The sequence below is a fragment of the Streptomyces sp. NPDC093586 genome, from assembly GCF_044764905.1.
Classification (GTDB): Bacteria; Actinomycetota; Actinomycetes; order Streptomycetales; family Streptomycetaceae; genus Streptomyces.
The window spans coordinates 175,740-191,727 of sequence record NZ_JBIWJA010000011.1 but is presented as its reverse complement, the minus strand read 5'-3'; the positions used below and the strand labels follow the sequence as shown (position 1 = coordinate 191,727).

Annotated in this window: 15 protein-coding genes and 1 riboswitch; of the genes, 11 read left to right on the top strand and 4 right to left on the bottom strand. The window is 71.6% G+C overall.

Annotated elements, in window-relative coordinates:
* Window positions 1-139: 139 nt before the first annotated feature.
* Window positions 140-541 carry a hypothetical protein gene (locus ACIRFH_RS14980; RefSeq protein ID WP_403520465.1) on the bottom strand — a complete coding sequence of 134 codons (402 nt, stop codon included), beginning with the start codon at window positions 539-541 and terminating at the stop codon, window positions 140-142.
* A 188-nt stretch (window positions 542-729) separates the two neighbouring features.
* Here ACIRFH_RS14980 and ACIRFH_RS14975 point away from each other — a divergent pair, with 188 nt between their 5' ends.
* The 6 genes from ACIRFH_RS14975 (at window position 730) to ACIRFH_RS14950 (ending at window position 7,874) form a co-directional block, all read left to right on the top strand.
* A complete protein-coding gene (locus ACIRFH_RS14975) occupies window positions 730-1,350 on the top strand; it encodes a heme-copper oxidase subunit III (protein WP_403520463.1) in 621 nt (206 codons plus the stop codon).
* A gap of 65 nt (window positions 1,351-1,415) precedes the next feature.
* Window positions 1,416-2,225, top strand: coding sequence for a c-type cytochrome (locus ACIRFH_RS14970; RefSeq protein WP_403520461.1), 810 nt, complete (start codon window positions 1,416-1,418; stop codon window positions 2,223-2,225).
* A complete protein-coding gene (locus ACIRFH_RS14965; RefSeq protein WP_403520459.1) occupies window positions 2,222-3,280 on the top strand; it encodes a Rieske 2Fe-2S domain-containing protein in 1,059 nt (352 codons plus the stop codon). Before ACIRFH_RS14970 ends, ACIRFH_RS14965 begins: the two co-directional genes overlap by 4 nt.
* Window positions 3,277-4,914: a cytochrome bc complex cytochrome b subunit gene (locus ACIRFH_RS14960; protein WP_403520457.1), complete on the top strand. Its 1,638-nt coding sequence runs from the start codon at window positions 3,277-3,279 to the stop codon at window positions 4,912-4,914. The genes ACIRFH_RS14965 and ACIRFH_RS14960 overlap by 4 nt, the downstream gene beginning before the upstream one ends.
* Window positions 4,915-5,045: 131 nt before the next feature.
* Window positions 5,046-6,110, top strand: coding sequence for an anthranilate phosphoribosyltransferase (gene trpD, locus ACIRFH_RS14955; RefSeq protein WP_403520455.1), 1,065 nt, complete (start codon window positions 5,046-5,048; stop codon window positions 6,108-6,110).
* 83 nt (window positions 6,111-6,193) lie between these two features.
* Window positions 6,194-6,310: riboswitch (SAM riboswitch) on the top strand.
* Window positions 6,311-6,491: 181 nt separating this feature from the next.
* Window positions 6,492-7,874: an aminotransferase class V-fold PLP-dependent enzyme gene (locus ACIRFH_RS14950; protein ID WP_403520453.1), complete on the top strand. Its 1,383-nt coding sequence runs from the start codon at window positions 6,492-6,494 to the stop codon at window positions 7,872-7,874.
* Window positions 7,875-8,086: 212 nt separating this feature from the next.
* Here ACIRFH_RS14950 and ACIRFH_RS14945 read toward each other — a convergent pair whose 3' ends face one another.
* Window positions 8,087-8,368, bottom strand: coding sequence for an Lrp/AsnC family transcriptional regulator (locus tag ACIRFH_RS14945; RefSeq protein ID WP_077797603.1), 282 nt, complete (start codon window positions 8,366-8,368; stop codon window positions 8,087-8,089).
* Complete coding sequence (locus ACIRFH_RS14940; RefSeq protein WP_403520451.1) at window positions 8,365-9,126, bottom strand: rhomboid family intramembrane serine protease; 762 nt, start codon at window positions 9,124-9,126, stop codon at window positions 8,365-8,367. The genes ACIRFH_RS14945 and ACIRFH_RS14940 overlap by 4 nt, the downstream gene beginning before the upstream one ends.
* 157 nt (window positions 9,127-9,283) lie before the next feature.
* Here ACIRFH_RS14940 and ACIRFH_RS14935 point away from each other — a divergent pair, with 157 nt between their 5' ends.
* The 5 genes from ACIRFH_RS14935 (at window position 9,284) to ACIRFH_RS14915 (ending at window position 14,727) form a co-directional block, all read left to right on the top strand.
* Window positions 9,284-9,523, top strand: coding sequence for a hypothetical protein (locus tag ACIRFH_RS14935; protein WP_077797604.1), 240 nt, complete (start codon window positions 9,284-9,286; stop codon window positions 9,521-9,523).
* A gap of 82 nt (window positions 9,524-9,605) precedes the next feature.
* Window positions 9,606-10,955: an NYN domain-containing protein gene (locus ACIRFH_RS14930; protein WP_403520449.1), complete on the top strand. Its 1,350-nt coding sequence runs from the start codon at window positions 9,606-9,608 to the stop codon at window positions 10,953-10,955.
* Between the two features lie 262 nt (window positions 10,956-11,217).
* Window positions 11,218-12,258 (top strand): NlpC/P60 family protein, encoded by a 1,041-nt coding sequence (locus ACIRFH_RS14925; RefSeq protein WP_403520447.1) that lies wholly within the window; start codon window positions 11,218-11,220, stop codon window positions 12,256-12,258.
* 212 nt (window positions 12,259-12,470) lie between these two features.
* Window positions 12,471-13,487 (top strand): NlpC/P60 family protein, encoded by a 1,017-nt coding sequence (locus ACIRFH_RS14920; protein WP_403520445.1) that lies wholly within the window; start codon window positions 12,471-12,473, stop codon window positions 13,485-13,487.
* A gap of 49 nt (window positions 13,488-13,536) precedes the next feature.
* Window positions 13,537-14,727, top strand: a complete 1,191-nt coding sequence (locus ACIRFH_RS14915; protein ID WP_403520443.1) for a hypothetical protein — start codon at window positions 13,537-13,539, stop codon at window positions 14,725-14,727.
* Here the strand turns inward: ACIRFH_RS14915 and ACIRFH_RS14910 are convergent.
* On the bottom strand, window positions 14,684-15,934 hold the full coding sequence (locus ACIRFH_RS14910; protein WP_403520442.1) for a glycosyltransferase 87 family protein: 1,251 nt from the start codon (window positions 15,932-15,934) through the stop codon (window positions 14,684-14,686). The two genes, ACIRFH_RS14915 and ACIRFH_RS14910, sit on opposite strands and share 44 nt — an antisense overlap.
* Window positions 15,935-15,988: the final 54 nt, after the last annotated feature.

Here is a 15,988-nt window from a genome sequence, read left to right as displayed (position 1 = left end):
GGGGGGGGGGGGTGTCGGGGCCCTTCGCGGGGGGGCGCGCGCGGGGGGGGGGGGGGGGGGGGGGGGGGGGGGGTTCGCCCCGGGGGGGGGGGGGGGGGGCGCGCCCCCCCCCCCCCCCCCCGCCCCCCTTCGGGCGCCCCTAGACGCCCTGCAGCCTCTTCTGGCGCAGCAGGGAGGCCAGCGCACCCGCGAACTCCACCGGTTCCACCGGTGACGCCACAGCGGCCTCCGCGCGGCTCCACGTGGCCAGCCAGGCGTCCTGCGGCCGGGCGATGAGCAGCAGCACCGGCGGGCACTGGAAGATCTCGTCCTTGATCTGCCGGCACAGGCCCATGCCGCCCATGGGCACGGCCTCGCCGTCCAGGACGCAGACGTCGATCCCGCCCTTGTCCAGCTCCCTGACGACGGCGGCCGGCGTCGCGCACTCCACGAACTCGACCACGGGCACGTCCGGAGCCGGCCGGCGCCCCGTCGCGAGCCGCACCTGTTCGCGGGTGTTGGAGTCGTCGCTGTAGACCAGCACCGTGGCGGTCGCCTGCATGCTTCCTCCGATACGCGGTGGAGACTGTCGTGCCCGTTGCGGCGGATGCTACTCCCTCAAACAACCCGTCAACACTGCTTCGGACACGGCTTCGACGGGCCGTTCGATGGGCCATACGGGCACTACACAGGGGGCGAACACACCGAACGGCACCCCCCGGGGTGAGGGCGGGATAAGCGACCGACATAATGTCGGTCGTGGCGACAGCAACGACAGTAGAAACCGGGCACGCGCACCCGTCGGTCAACCGGCCGAACCTCACCAGCGTCGGAACCATCATCTGGTTGAGTTCCGAGCTGATGTTCTTCGCGGCCCTCTTCGCGATGTACTTCACCCTGCGATCGGTGACCGGCCCGGACTTCTGGTCCGAGAAGGCCCACGCGCTGAACGTCCCGTTCTCCGCGACGAACACCACGATCCTGGTGCTCTCCTCCCTCACCTGCCAGCTCGGCGTGTTCGCCGCCGAGCGCGGTGACGTGAAGAAGCTCAGGATGTGGTTCATCGTCACCTTCGTGATGGGTGCGATCTTCATCGGCGGTCAGGTGTTCGAGTACACCGAGCTGGTCAAGAAGGACGGGATCTCCCTGTCCTCGGACCCGTACGGCTCGGTGTTCTACCTGACCACCGGCTTCCACGGACTGCACGTGACGGGCGGCCTCATCGCCTTCCTGCTGGTCCTCGGCCGCACCTACGCGGCCAGGAGGTTCACCCACGAACAGGCGACCGCCGCCATCGTCGTGTCCTACTACTGGCACTTCGTCGATGTGGTCTGGATCGGCCTTTTCGCCACGATCTACCTGATCAAGTAGTCGCGGCGCGCACCCGCGCAACACCAGAAGCATCGACGCAGAAGATCCTGACACCGGGGTAATCCGTGAAAAAGCTCTCCGCACGACGACGCCATCCACTGGCGGCGCTCGTCGTCCTACTCCTCGCGCTGGCATGCACCGGGGGGCTGTACGCCGCGTTCGCGCCCGCGAGCAAGGCGCAGGCCGATGAATCCGCCCAGTCCCTCGCCATCGACGAGGGCAAGAAGCTCTACGCCGTCGGCTGCGCCAGCTGCCACGGCACCGGGGGTCAGGGCACCACCGACGGTCCGAGCCTGGTCGGCGTCGGCGCCGCGGCCGTCGACTTCCAGGTGGGCACCGGCCGTATGCCGGCCCAGCAGCCGGGCGCGCAGATCCCGCGCAAGAAGGTGATCTACTCCCAGGCCGAGATCGACCAGCTGGCGGCCTACGTCGCTTCGCTGGGCGCCGGCCCGGCCGTCCCGTCGGACGCGAAGTACGGCCCGGAGGGCGCGGACATCGCCAAGGGCGGTGAGCTGTTCCGCACCAACTGCGCCCAGTGCCACAACTTCACCGGCAAGGGCGGCGCGCTGACCCACGGCAAGTACGCGCCCAGCCTCGAGGATGTCGACCCGAAGCACATCTACGAGGCCATGCAGACCGGCCCGCAGAACATGCCCTCCTTCCCCGACACGACGCTGTCGGAGCAGAACAAGAAGGACATCATCGCCTACCTGAACGCGGTCAACGGTGACGAGACCGTCAGCCCCGGCGGTCTGTCGCTGGGCGGCCTCGGGCCGGTCAGCGAGGGCCTCTTCGGCTGGATCTTCGGCCTCGGTGCCTGCATCGCCGTCGCCGTGTGGGTCGCCGCCCGGACCGCAAAGGCCAAGAAGTCATGAGTAGCCAAGACATTCCAGAAGAGAACCTGCCGGCTGAGCAGGGCACCCCGCACGGTGCGGTGAAGGTCGCGGACGAGGAGAACCCGTTCGCCGACCCGGGGCTGCCGCCCCACGAGCACCGCATCCAGGACATCGACGAGCGGGCCGCCAAGCGGTCCGAGCGCGCGGTCGCGTTCCTGTTCACCTTGTCGATGCTGGCCACCATCGGCTTCATCGCCTCGTTCGTGAGCATCCCGCACGACAAGTCGATCTACGTCTTCCCGATCGGGCACCTGAACGCGATGAACTTCGCGCTCGGCCTGACGCTGGGCGTGGCGCTGTTCACGATCGGCGCGGGCGCCGTCCACTGGGCGCGCACCCTGATGTCCGACGAGGAGGTCGCCGACGAGCGTCACCCGATCGAGGCGTCCCCCGAGGTCCGTGCCAAGGTCCACGCGGACTTCAAGCAGGGCGCCAAGGAGTCCGTGATCGGCCGGCGCAAGCTGATCCGCAACACGATGCTCGGCGCGCTCACGCTGGTGCCGCTCTCCGGTGTCGTCCTGCTGCGCGACCTCGGTCCGCTGCCCGGCACCAAGCTCCGCCACACCCTGTGGTCCAAGGGCAAGCTGCTCGTCAACATGAACACGAACGAGCCGATGCGTCCCTCCGACGTCGCGGTCGGCTCGCTCACCTTCGCCAAGCCCGAGGGCCTGGAGGAGCACGACGAGGAATTCCAGAACGAGATCGCCAAGTCCGCCCTGATGATCGTCCGGATCCAGCCGGAGAACATCAAGGACAAGCGCGAGCTCGAGTGGTCGCACGAGGGCATCGTCGCGTACTCGAAGATCTGCACCCACGTGGGCTGCCCGATCTCCCTGTACGAGCAGCAGACGCACCACGTGCTGTGCCCCTGCCACCAGTCCACCTTCGACCTCTCCGACGGTGCCCGGGTGATCTTCGGTCCCGCCGGTCACGCCCTGCCGCAGCTGCGCATCGGCGTGAACGACGAGGGCTATCTCGAGGCGCTCAGCGACTTCGAAGAGCCCGTCGGTCCTGCATTCTGGGAGCGCGGATGAGCACGACAGCGACCAACACGTCCCGCTCCCGCGGGAAGGCACCGGCCGGCGAACGTGTCGCCGACTGGGCCGACGGCCGGCTCGGGATCTACTCCCTGGCCAAGGCCAACATGCGCAAGATCTTCCCCGACCACTGGTCGTTCATGCTCGGCGAAGTGTGCATGTACAGCTTCCTGATCATCATCCTCACGGGTGTGTATCTGACGCTGTTCTTCCACCCGTCGATGAACGAGGTCGCGTACCACGGTTCGTACGTGCCGCTGCAGGGCCAGCTGATGAGCGAGGCGTACGCCTCGACGCTGAACATCAGCTTCGACATCCGGGGTGGTCTGCTCATCCGGCAGATCCACCACTGGGCGGCGATCATCTTCCTCGCCGGCATGTTCGTGCACATGATGCGCGTGTTCTTCACCGGCGCGTTCCGCAAGCCGCGTGAGGTCAACTGGCTGTTCGGCTTCCTGCTGTTCGTCCTCGGCATGTTCACCGGTTTCACCGGCTACTCGCTCCCGGACGACCTGCTCTCCGGCACCGGTGTCCGCTTCACGCAGGGCGCGATCCTGTCCGTGCCGATCGTCGGCACGTACATCTCGATGTTCCTGTTCGGCGGGGAGTTCCCCGGCCACGACATGGTGGCGCGGTTCTACTCGATCCACATCCTGCTGCTGCCGGGCATCATGCTCGGCCTGATGGTGGCCCACCTGATCCTGGTCTTCTACCACAAGCACACGCAGTTCGCGGGTCCCGGCAAGACCAACAACAACGTCGTCGGCATGCCGCTGCTGCCGGTGTACATGGCGAAGGCCGGAGGCTTCTTCTTCCTGGTCTTCGGCGTGATCGCGGCCGTCGCCGGCCTCGTGACGGTCAACCCGATCTGGGCCCTCGGTCCCTACCGGCCCGACCAGGTGTCCACCGGTGCCCAGCCCGACTGGTACATGGGCTTCGCCGAGGGTCTGGTCCGCGCCATGCCCGGCTGGGAGATCAACTTCTGGGGTCACACGCTGGTCCTGGGCGTGTTCGTCCCGCTGGTGATCTTCGGTATCTTCCTCGCGGTCATCGCCCTCTACCCGTTCATCGAGGCGTGGGTGACCGGCGACAAGCGCGAGCACCACATCCTGGACCGGCCGCGCAACGCCCCGACCCGCACGGGCCTCGGCGTCGCCTGGGTGACCGCGTACATCATCATGCTGATCGGCGGTGGCAACGACATCGTCGCCACGCACTTCCACCTGTCGATCAACGCGGTGACCTGGTTCGTCCGGATCGGGTTCTTCGTCGGCCCGGTGATCGCCTTCGTGATCACCAAGCGGATCTGCCTCGGCCTCCAGCGCCGCGACAAGGACAAGGTGCTGCACGGACGCGAGTCCGGCATCATCAAGCGCCTGCCGCACGGTGAGTTCATCGAGGTCCACGAGCCGCTCAGCCAGGGCGCGCTGCACACCCTCACGTCGCACGAGCAGTACAAGCCGGCCGAGATCGGGCCGACGGTCGACGAGAACGGTGTCGAGCGCAAGCCGACGAGCGCGCAGAAGCTCCGCGCCAAGCTCAGCAAGGCGTACTACGGCGAGGGGTCGCAGATCCCGAAGCCGACCGTCGAGGAATACAAGGAGATCACGAGCGGCCACGGCCACCACTGACCCTCCAGCGTCGCCACACCACGGTCGAAGGGCCCCGTCCGGTCTGCGGACGGGGCCCTTCGCCGTGCCCGGGGGCTGGATAGGGTGGGACCACACTCCCTTTCCACGACGCACACGATCAGGAGCGGCTCATGAGCGCTGTGACCCCCGCTGGAGGCGACAACGCGGCGGGCCGCTCCTGGCCCGCCCTGCTGAACGGCCTGCTCGACGGCCGCGACCTGTCCGCCGACGACACCGCCTGGGCGATGGACCTGATCATGCGCGGCGAGGCGACCGACGTGCAGATCGCGGGCTTCGCGACGGCGCTGCGGGCCAAGGGCGAGACCGTCGACGAGATCTCCGGCTGCGTGCGCTCGATGTACGAGCACGCGCACGTCATCGAGGTGCCCGGCGAGACCGTCGACATCGTCGGCACCGGCGGCGACGGCGCCAGGACCGTCAACATCTCCACCATGTCGGCCATCGTCATCGCCGGCACCGGCGCGAAGGTCGTCAAGCACGGCAGCCGTGCCGCCTCCTCGGCCTCCGGCGCGTCCGACGTGCTGGAGAAGCTCGGGGTCAATCTGGAGCTGACGCCGAAGCGGGTGGCCCAGGTCGCCGAGGAGGCCGGGATCACCTTCTGCTTCGCCGTCAAGTTCCACCCCGCGCTGCGCCACGTGGCGACCGCGCGCGGCCAGCTGGGCGTGCGGACCGTGTTCAACTTCCTCGGGCCGCTGACCAATCCGGCGAAGGTGAAGGCCCAGGCGGTCGGTGTCGCCGACCCCCGGATGGCCCCGATCATCGCCGGGGTGTTCGCCGAGCGCGGCAACTCCTCCCTGGTGTTCCGCGGCGACGACGGCCTCGACGAGCTGACCACGACCTCCACCTCCCGGGTCTGGGTCGTCCGGGACGGCACGGTGACCGAGGAGGCCTTCGACCCGCGGGACGTCGGCCTCGAACTGGTGCCGGTCGAGGCGCTGCGCGGCGCCGACGCCTCCTACAACGCCGACGTCGCCCGCCGTCTGCTGGCCGGCGAACCGGGACCCGTCCGGGACGCGGTGCTGCTGAACTCGGCGGCGGCCCTGGTGGCCCTGAAGCCCGGCGACGGGCCGCTGACCGAGCGGATCAGGGCCGGTATGGAGCAGGCCGCCGCATCCATCGACTCCGGCGCGGCCAGGCGGACCCTGGAGCGCTGGGTGGCCGCCAGCAACGCGTAGGGCCCCGCCCGGACGGTGCCGACCGTCCCGCGATCCGGACTCGGGTTGCGGGGCGGCGATCACTTCACGTACGTTCCTTCCCAGGTCATGAGTGACAGTCATGAGGCCCCGGCCGACTGTCCGGCAACCCTCCGTCCGTGGCGGGGTGCCCCGGGTGAAGACCAGGTCGTGGACAGCAAGGTCCACGGCAAGCGCGGATCCCTCGCGCGCTGTCGACAGCGTGGGTCCAGGGGTCCTGGGTCGTCCGAGGGAGTTTCCCGTGAATCAGCGAATGCGATAGGGCCGCAGAGCCCCGCCTCCGCATCCCCCTTTTCCTTTCCGTCCCGCGCTCGAGCCGTACGCGCTCGCGTGGCGACGACCTCTGCCTTCACGGGAGTACCCATGTCCGTCTCCGCCGTCGCCGCCGACCAGTCCGTCCGTGCCCCGCTGCCCGTCCTGGGCCGGGACGTCACCGTCCCGCTCGTCACCGGCGGCGAGGTCGCCTACGCCGCGCTCGACTACGCCGCCAGCGCCCCCGCGCTCCAGCGGGTCTGGGACGACGTCGCCGCCTACGCCCCGTACTACGGCAGCGTGCACCGCGGCGCCGGGTACCTCTCGCAGCTGTCGACCGACCTGTTCGAGAACGCCCGGAGGACCGTCGCCGAGTTCCTCGGCTGCCGGGACGCCGACCAGGTGGTGTTCACCCGGTCCACCACCGACTCCCTGAACCTGCTCGCCGCAGCCCTCCCGGCCGGCTGCCGGGTCTTCGTCTTCGAGACCGAGCACCACGCCTCGCTGCTGCCCTGGCGGGACGCGGACGTGACCTACCTCGACGCCCCGAGCAGCCCCGCCGAGGCCGTCGAGACCCTGGAGCGCGCGCTCGCCGCCCGCGAGCCGTACGGGCCCGCCCTGGTCTGCGTCACCGGTGCCTCCAACGTCACCGGCGAGCTGTGGCCGGTGCGCGAGCTGGCCGCCGCCGCGCACGCCCACGGGGCCCGCATCGTGCTGGACGCCGCCCAGCTCGCTCCGCACCACCCGGTCAGCGTCCGTGACCTCGACGTCGACTGGGTCGCCTTCTCCGGGCACAAGCTGTACGCCCCCTTCGGCTCCGGCGTCCTCGCGGGCCGCGCCGACTGGCTGCGCGAGGCGGAGCCGTACCTCGCGGGCGGCGGGGCCAGCCGCAGCGTCAGCCGGCGCGCGGACGGCGGCGTGGACGTGCAGTGGCACGACAGCGCCGCCCGCCACGAGGCCGGGTCGCCCAACGTCATCGGCGCCTACGCCATCGCCTCCGCCTGCAAGACGCTCACCGAGGCCGGGTTCGACACGCTGGTCGCCCGCGAGGAGTACCTGATCCGCAAGGTCCGCGAAGGGCTCGCCGAGGTCCCCGAGGTGCGAGTCCTCTCCCTCTTCGGCGACGACGCCCCCCGCGTCGGCGTCCTCTCCTTCGTCGTCGAGGGCTGGAACAGCTCCCACTTCGCCGCAGCCCTCTCTGCCGAGTACGGCATCGGCGTGCGCGACGGCCTGTTCTGCGCCCACCCGCTGGTGCGCACCCTGCTCGGCAGCGACCCGCAGACGCAGGGCGAGTGCGGCGCCCCCGAGGCGGCGCCGGGGGAGAAGTCCCTCAACGCCATCCGGGTCAGCTTCGGCGCGGGCACCCCGGACGAGCACGTCGAGCGGTTCGTGAACGCCGTCAAGGAGCTGGTGAGCGACGGCGCCCGCTGGAACTACCGCACCGAGGACGGGCGTTGCGTCCCGGACACGTCCGGCGCCGGCACGGCCGCCTGAGCCTTTCGCGCCGGCATCCTCTCCGGAGGGTGCCGGCGCGGGCGAGTGCGGTCTCCTCGGTCCCCCAGGGCCTGATCCGAACGGCGGGCCCTAGTGCCGCGGCAGGCGACGTTCGCCCGGTGAGGAGCGGCGTCCGGTGCGGCGAGTGGGGGCACCCCCTCCGGGGGAGCGTGCCGGGCGTCGCGACGGGGCGGACGTCGCCTGCCGCGGCACTAGTTGTCCAGGCCGATCGCGAAGGCCGCCTCCAGGTCGTGCTGCGAGTAGGTGCGGAACGCCACGTGCGTGTCCGTGCCCTCCACGCCCGGGATCTTGCTGATCCGGCCGGGGATGACCTCCGCCAGGTCCTCGTGCTGGTTGACCCGCACCATCGCGATCAGGTCGTAGGTGCCGGTGACGGAGAAGACCTCGCTGACGTTCTCCAGCGAGGCGATCTGCTCCGCGATCTCGGGGATCCGGTCCACGCTGGTCTTGATGAGGACGATCGCGCTGATCACGGCTGGTTCTCTCCCTCGGGGGCCGTCGCTGGAACGTCCCCAACTGTAGTCCCACCTCCGAACCGCACCCAGGCGAAGACGAAGCCCAGCCCGAAGCCCACCAGATGCGCGAGGTAGGCCACTCCCGGCCCGTCACCGGCCCGCCCCGCCGCCATCCACTGCAGGGACGCCCAGAACGGCAGCACCACCCAGGCCGGGAAGCGCAGCGGCAGGAAGAAGAGGAAGGGCAGGAGGCTGGTCACCCGGGCCCGCGGGAACAGGAAGAGGAACGCGCCGAGGACCGCGGAGATCGCCCCCGAGGCCCCGACCAGGGACTCCTGGGAGTGGGCGTTGGCCCCCGCGTAGCCCAGCAGCGCCAGACAGCCGCAGCCGAGGTAGAACAGCAGGAACTGGAGCCGCCCCATCCGCGCCTCGGCCATCGCGCCGAAGACGTGGAGGAAGAGCATGTTGCCGAGCAGGTGCACCCAGCTGCCGTGGACGAACAGCGCCGTCGCGGGGGTGAGGGCGGCCCCGGGGGAGTCCTCGAACAGTTCTGCGGGGATCACGCCCCAGCGGTGGAACCAGGCGCGCTGCGCGGCGAGCAGTTCCTCTCCGGAGCCGTAGGCCGGATCGAGGCCCGAGGCCGGGCTGATCAGGAACAGCAGGCAGCACAGGATGATCAGCGTGTACGTCACCGGCGCCGTGCGGTCACGCGGGGTGCGGGCCGTGCCGAGCGTCCTGATCTTCCCGAGGACCGCCGTGCTCCAGTTGCGGATCATGGACACAGAGCATGGCGCAACCGGACGCAACCGCCCATACCGCCTCGCCGCCGTGGACGCGCGGGCGGCGGGTACCCGTCAGGCCGTAGGGTTACGAGCCACACGCACCGGGGAGGCCGGCGCGTCACGGACACTGGATAGAGAGCGAACAGCCACGATGACGGTTCCCCTGCCGACCGACACGACGCGGTGGCGCTGCACCCTCTGCGGCAACCTCACCCGGTTCGACGTGACCCGCGCCTCGAAGGTCGTCGAGTACGTGCACCTCGACCTGGCCGGTGAGCCGTCGGTCGAGGAGCGCGAGGTGCTCAGTGAGACCATCGAGTCGGTGCGGTGCCGCTGGTGCAACGCCGTGGACCAGGTGGAACTCGTGGACAGGCCGGGCGCCGGCTCCTGACGGGAGCGGGCCCCGCGGGCCGTGGTCCCGCACCGGGGCCACGCACAGGCATGCGCAGACAGCAGAGGCATTGGGGTGACGGATGGTGGAGACACACGGCGGGGGGCCGGGCGACGGCGCCGCTGAGGTGCTCGACCGCCCGATGCCCGACGGAGTGCGCCGCAGGGTCGTGCAGATCGTGTCCGACGGCTTCGGCTCGCTCACCCTCGGCGAACTTCCCGCACAGCTGAGACAGTACGCCCGTTTCGCCCCCAACCGCCGGGCCAAGTTCGCCGGCAACGCCATGGCCGCCGCCGTGGAGACCGACCCCCTGTTCCGGCAGCGGATCGGCGAGAAGTTCAGAGAGGCCCAGCCGGAGCTGGCCGGCGCCCTCGACGCCGGAGCCCCGCCCCCGGCCGCGGACCCCCTCGACGTGGCGGCCGCGGCCTACGTGCTGCGCCCGCACGGCTGGGTGAAGCTGGTGACCGCCGCCGGCGAGGAGGCGCAGCGCGCGGACGCCGAGCGCGCCGACGAGGAGAGCCGCGCGGAGCTGGAGCGGCTGCGGGGCGAGCTGGCCCGGGCCCGGGAGCACGCCAGGACCGAGACGGAGCGGCTGCGCGGCGAGCTGGACGCGGCGAAGAAGGAGGCCGACGCGCTGCACCGCAAGCTGCGCTCCGCCCTCAGCGACGTCAAGCGCGGCGAGGCGGCCCTGCGCAAGATGCGGGACGAGATAGACACCGTCCGCAGCGAGACGAACGCCCAGGTGTCCGCCGCCGAGAGCGAGAGCCGGCGGCTCAAGGCCCGCCTCACCGAGGCGGAGGCCGCCCTGGAGGCCACCCGCAGGGCGGCCCGTGAGGGACGCAGCGTCGAGGACATGCGCGTACGGCTGCTCCTCGACACGCTGCTGGACGCCACGCAGGGGCTGCGCCGGGAGCTCGCGCTGCCTCCGGTGTCGGTGCGGCCCGCCCAGACGGTGGAGGCGGTCGAGCCCGGCCGGATGACCCCGAAGGACATCGCCGCCCGCGCCCTGTCCGAGCACGACCCCGCCATCCTCGACCAGTTGCTCGCGCTGCCCCAGGCGCACCTGGTCGTCGACGGCTACAACGTCACCAAGACCGGCTATCCGCAGATGCCGCTGGAGAAGCAGCGGCTGCGCCTGCTCGGTCAGCTCTCCCAGCTCGCCGCGCAGACCGGCGCCGAGACGACCTGCGTCTTCGACGGGGCCGAACTGGCGGCGCCGGTGCTGCTGGCGCCGCCGCGCGGGGTGCGCGTGCTGTTCTCCAAGCCCGGTGTCACCGCCGACGAGTTGATCCGCCAGCTGGTGCGGGCCGAGCCGCCGGGCCGGCCGGTCATCGTCGTCTCCACCGACCGCGAGGTCGCCGACGGGGTGGCGAAGGCGGGGGCGCGGCCGGTGGCCTCGGTGGTCCTCCTCAAGCGGTTCTCGCACGGCTGAGCCCTGGGCCGTATGTCCCCGGAGCGCCGTCCGCCCCAAGCGCAACGTACGGGCCGCTTGCCCGAATTGAGGGCCGTTCGGTGCGACACACGGTCAACGTCGGCTCACCGCACGTGAGTTCACGGTGAAATATGCCTCTCCGGTCTCACTATTTTCACCTGAGGATTTGAACTCATCACGACTTGGTCACTAGGGTCAGCCTTCGAACCCGTTCCTTCGAACCCGCGATCGGGTGATCCCTCTCAAGAAGGAGCTCGACTCCGTGGCGTCCCACCGTCGTCCCAAGCAGCCGAGCCGCACGCGTGTGACCGTGCTCACCACCGCAGCGGCAGCCGCAGTCGCTCTCAGCTCGCAGGCGGCCAACGCCGCGCCGACCGAGAAGCCGAGCAAGGACGAGGTCAAGGCCAAGGTCGACAAACTCTACGAAGAGGCGGAGCAGGCCACCGAGAAGTACAACGGGGCCAAGGAGAAGCAGGAGAAGCTCCAGAAGGAGATCTCCACCATCCAGGACAACGTCGCCCGCGGCCAGGAGGAGCTCAACGAGCTGCGCGAGGGCCTCGGTTCGATGGCCAGCGCCCAGTACCGCTCCGGCGGCATCGACCCCTCCCTGCAGCTCTTCCTGTCCGCCGACCCGGACGACTACCTGGACAAGGCCTCCACGCTCGACCAGCTCAGCGGTCAGCAGGTCGAGGCGCTGGAGAAGATCCAGGAGAAGCAGCGCGACCTCGCCCAGCAGCGCGCCGAGGCCTCCAAGAAGCTCAAGGACCTCTCCGCCACCCGCACCGAACTGGGCAACAAGAAGAAGGAAGTCCAGGGCAAGCTCTCCTCGGCCCAGAAGCTCCTCAACTCGCTCACCGCCGCGGAGAAGGCCACCCTCGACGCCGAGCAGGAACGCTCCACCCGCAGCAGCGAGCGCCAGGTCCTGTCCGGCTCCACGGCCTCCGCCTCCGGCCGCGCGGGCGCGGCGTTCTCCGCCGCCCAGAGCAAGATCGGCAGCCCGTACGTCTACGGCGCCACCGGCCCCTCCTCCTACGACTGCTCGGGCCTCACCTCCTGGGCCTACGCCCAGGCCGGCGTCGACATACCGCGCACCTCCGAGGCCCAGGCCAACTACGGCACGCGCATCTCCTCGATGAGCGACCTCCAGGTCGGCGACCTCGTCTTCTTCTTCAACGACCTGCACCACGTGGGCCTCTACGCCGGCAACGGCCAGGTCCTGCACGCGCCGCGCACCGGCACGGTCGTCCGCTACGAGTCGATGAGCACCATCGGCGGCCCGTTCATGTGGGGCGTCCGCGTCTGATCCCCGCTCCGGGAACTTCCGGAAACGTCCTGGCCGTGCCGTCCGTTCGGGCGAATCACGGCACGGCGTTCTGACCCCCCGCCCCGTCGGTGACCTGCGTCAGCGGCGGGGCGTCGTGTCGCGCACCCTCGCCGGGACGTTGGTCGCCGCCCCGCCGCGGGGCTACTGTCTGCCGCGTTTCCCGTCCGCCAGCGGAAGGAGTGCGGCTTCCCGTGGGGTCCCATCGCCGCCTTGCACCGTCCGGGCTCGATCGCGGCGCCACCGCCGCCGTCGGCCTTCTCTCCGTCGCCACCGCCGTCCTGGGCGCCGTACCGGCGGCCGTGGCCGCGCCGCACGACGACACCCGTGCCGAGGTGGACCGCCTCCACACGGAGGCGGAGAAGGCGACCGAGGCCTACAACAAGGCCGACGAGCGCACCGACGCCCTGCGTGCTCAGGTCACCGCCGCGCAGGACGAGATCGCCCGCAAGCAGCAGCGGATCAACACCATGCGGGACGGGCTCGGCTCGCTCGCCGGGGCCCAGTACCGCTCGGGCGGCGTCGACCCCTCCCTCGCCCTGCTGCTCTCCGCCGACCCGGACGACTACCTCGACAAGGCCTCCGTGCTCGACCGGATCACCACGCACGAGGCCGGCGAACTCAGGGAGCTCCGAAGGGCCCTGCGTGAACTCGCCCAGGACCGTGCCGAGGCCGCGCGCAAGCTCGCCGAGCTGGAGGAGGGCCGCAAGGCCGTCGCCGTCCACAAGAAGACCGTCGAGCGCAAGCTCGCCGAGGCCCGGCGGCTGCTCGGCACCCTCCCGGCCGGCGACCGCGCCGCCTACGACCGCGCCTCCCGCTCCGGCCGCACCGACCTGACCGCCCTCGGTGGCGCCGTGCCCGCCTCCGGCCGGGCGGCGGCCGCCTTCGCCGCCGCCCGCTCCGCGCTCGGCAGGCCCTACATCTGGGGCGCCAACGGCCCCTCCGGCTTCGACTGCTCGGGTCTGATCCAGTGGTCGTACGCCCAGGCCGGGGTCGGCCTGCCGCGCACCTCGCAGGCGCAGCGGTACGCGGGCCGGCAGATCCCGCTCTCCGAGGCGAGGCCCGGCGACCTGGTCGCCTACCGGGACGACGCCAGCCACATCGGCATGTACGCCGGCAACGGCCAGGTGATCCACGCACCCCACCCCGGTGCCCCGGTGCGCTACGACCCGGTCGGCATGATGCCGGTCTCCTCGGTCACCAGGGTCTGACCTCCCCGAACCCCGGTTCCCGCGGCCCGGCCCCCGTACGATCGGAAAGATGGCCGGTCGAAGGCGGGTGTCGGGTTCCTCGGTGGTGGCGCTGTGCCTGCTGCTGGTCTCCCTCGTGGCCTGTGGCGGCCGGACCGCGGCCGACCCCGTCCGCGCCGAGGTCCAGCGGGTCCTGGACCGGCGCGCCGAGGCCGTCCTCGCCCACGACCAGGCCGCCTGGGCCCGCACCGGCGCCGGGACGGGCTTCGGCAACCTGAGCGCGGTGCCGCTGGCCGCCTGGTCGTACCGCGTGACCGGCGTGCGCCGCACCGGTGACACCGCCACCGCCGACGTGGACCTCAGCTACCGCGTCGAGGGCTACGACCGGGGCGCCGTCACGGCCGCCCGCACCGTGCGGCTGAGCCGAGGCGGGGACGGACGGTGGTCCGTCGACTCCGACCGGCCCGCGAAGCAGACCGGCCAGCAGCCGTGGGACCAGGGCCCGGTGCGGGTGGTGCGGGGCGAGCACAGCCTCGTCCTCGGCGTCGGGCAGTCCACCGGGGCGCTGCGCGGCTACGCGGACCTGGCCGACCGCGCGGTGCCGGCCGTGTCCGACGCCTGGGACGGGGACTGGGCCCGCCGGATCGTCGTACTGGTGCCCCGGTCGCTGGAGGGGATGGCGGGGCTGCTCGGCTCGCCCGCCTCCTCCTACCGGGGCATCGCCGCGGTCACCACCGGCGAGACGGGCGGCCGGGAACACGCGCCCGCCGACCGGATCATCGTCAACCCCGACGCGTACGGGCTGCTCGGCGGCCTCGGCAAGCAGGTCGTGCTCACCCACGAGGCCACCCACGTCGCCACGCGCGTCCACACCACCGCCGCCACGCCGCTGTGGCTGTCCGAGGGCTATGCCGACTGGGTCGGCTACCGCGCCGTCGGCCGGGCGCCGTCCCAGGCCGCCTCCGAACTGGCCCGCGCGGTGGCCGAGGGCCGGGTGCCCGGCGCACTGCCGACGGACGAGGACTTCGGCTTCACCGGCGAGGCCGACGCACTCGCCCGCGCCTACGAGGGCGGCTGGCTGGCCTGCCGGATGATCGCCGACCGGTGGGGCGAGGACCGGCTGGACGCCTTCTACCGCGCGGTGGGCGCCCACGACGAGCGCGCGGGCGCGGTCGAGGAGGCGATGCGCGACGTGCTCGGGACGACGCCGGAGGAGTTCACGGCGCGGTGGCGGGAGTATCTGCGGACCGAACTCGGCTGAGCCGCCCGGACCCGGCGGACCGTCCCGGCCGTCCGCGCGGCGCGGTGTCGCGCCACAGCGCGCGGGCCGCGGTGAGCGCGGCGGCCACCAGCAGGCCGTTGCGGACGAACAGGAGCGTGACGCCCAGCGGGTCGCTCGCCACGACGTGCGCGAACCAGACGGGGAACTCCAGCACCGTCACCGCGCTCGCCGCCAGCACCAGCACGGCCGGCACCCGCATCCGGCTCGCCGAGAAGCACCGGCAGACCGCGGCGAGACCGACCAGCCAGACCATGTACTGGGGGCTGATCACCCTGCTGGTCACCGTGAACATCAGGACCGCCGTGAAGGCCGCGTCCGCCGCCGTGTGCGCCGCGAACCGCGTGGCCGCGAGCCGCCACAGCAGCAGCCAGCCGAACGCCGTCGCGGTCAGCGCGAGGGCGACCGTGCTCACCGTGCCCACGTGGGGGCCGAGGAACTCGACGGAACCGTAGTTGAGCAGCACCGCCCCGTCCCAGCCGTGGTGCCGGGCGACGTGCAGGACGAGCGAGCCCAGCGACTCCACCTCGGTGCCCCGCTCGCGCTGGAACGTCAGGAACGCGAACGCGCCGGGCGTCGTCACGGCGAACAGCGCGGCCAGGCCGGCGCCCGTCAGCGCCGCCGACACCCAGGGGCCGCGCCCGCGCACGCCGACGAGCACCAGGGCCGGCCACACCTTCAGCAGCGCGCCGAACGCCGCCAGCGCGCCCGCCACCCGGGGGTGCCGCCCGGCGGCGAGCAGCGCGGCCACCGCGACCGCGGTGACCATCACGTCGTACCGCGCGTACACCGTGGGGCCGAGCAGCGGGACACCCGCCACCCAGACCCAGGCACCGAGCCGGGACCGGCCGCGTCCCCGCCCGGCCCGCAGCAGCAGCGCGAGGACCACCAGGTCCGCGACGCAGGCCAGCGCGAAGAAGGCGGTGGGGTAGTCCAGGAAGGGCAGCAGGCCGGGGGAGAGGACCGCGAGCGCCGCGGCGGGCGGGTACTGCCAGGTGACGTCGTCCAGCGGAAACGTTCCGGTGCGCAGGACGTCGTACCAGCCCCGGTAGATGACCGACACGTCGCTGGTGACGTCCGGGCCCGGGAGGACCAGGACCTTCAGCGTGAACAGCAGCAGCACCAGCCGCGTGACGCCCCAGGCCGTCAGCGGCCGCACCGGGAACCGCCCCGCGTCCGTCGTCACCACGTGCTCCCTGCCCGTCCGCGTGTGCCGTGCCGGTGTCCCATGATGTCCCCGCCC

Coding starts and splice junctions, on each gene's coding strand:
- ACIRFH_RS14975 (WP_403520463.1), top strand. CDS start 730: ATGTCGGTCGTGGCGACAGCAACGACAGTAGAAACCGGGCACGCGCAC.
- ACIRFH_RS14980 (WP_403520465.1), bottom strand. CDS start 541: ATGCAGGCGACCGCCACGGTGCTGGTCTACAGCGACGACTCCAACACC.
- ACIRFH_RS14930 (WP_403520449.1), top strand. CDS start 9,606: ATGGTGGAGACACACGGCGGGGGGCCGGGCGACGGCGCCGCTGAGGTG.
- ACIRFH_RS14935 (WP_077797604.1), top strand. CDS start 9,284: ATGACGGTTCCCCTGCCGACCGACACGACGCGGTGGCGCTGCACCCTC.
- ACIRFH_RS14915 (WP_403520443.1), top strand. CDS start 13,537: ATGGCCGGTCGAAGGCGGGTGTCGGGTTCCTCGGTGGTGGCGCTGTGC.
- trpD (WP_403520455.1), top strand. CDS start 5,046: ATGAGCGCTGTGACCCCCGCTGGAGGCGACAACGCGGCGGGCCGCTCC.
- ACIRFH_RS14960 (WP_403520457.1), top strand. CDS start 3,277: ATGAGCACGACAGCGACCAACACGTCCCGCTCCCGCGGGAAGGCACCG.
- ACIRFH_RS14965 (WP_403520459.1), top strand. CDS start 2,222: ATGAGTAGCCAAGACATTCCAGAAGAGAACCTGCCGGCTGAGCAGGGC.
- ACIRFH_RS14950 (WP_403520453.1), top strand. CDS start 6,492: ATGTCCGTCTCCGCCGTCGCCGCCGACCAGTCCGTCCGTGCCCCGCTG.
- ACIRFH_RS14940 (WP_403520451.1), bottom strand. CDS start 9,126: ATGATCCGCAACTGGAGCACGGCGGTCCTCGGGAAGATCAGGACGCTC.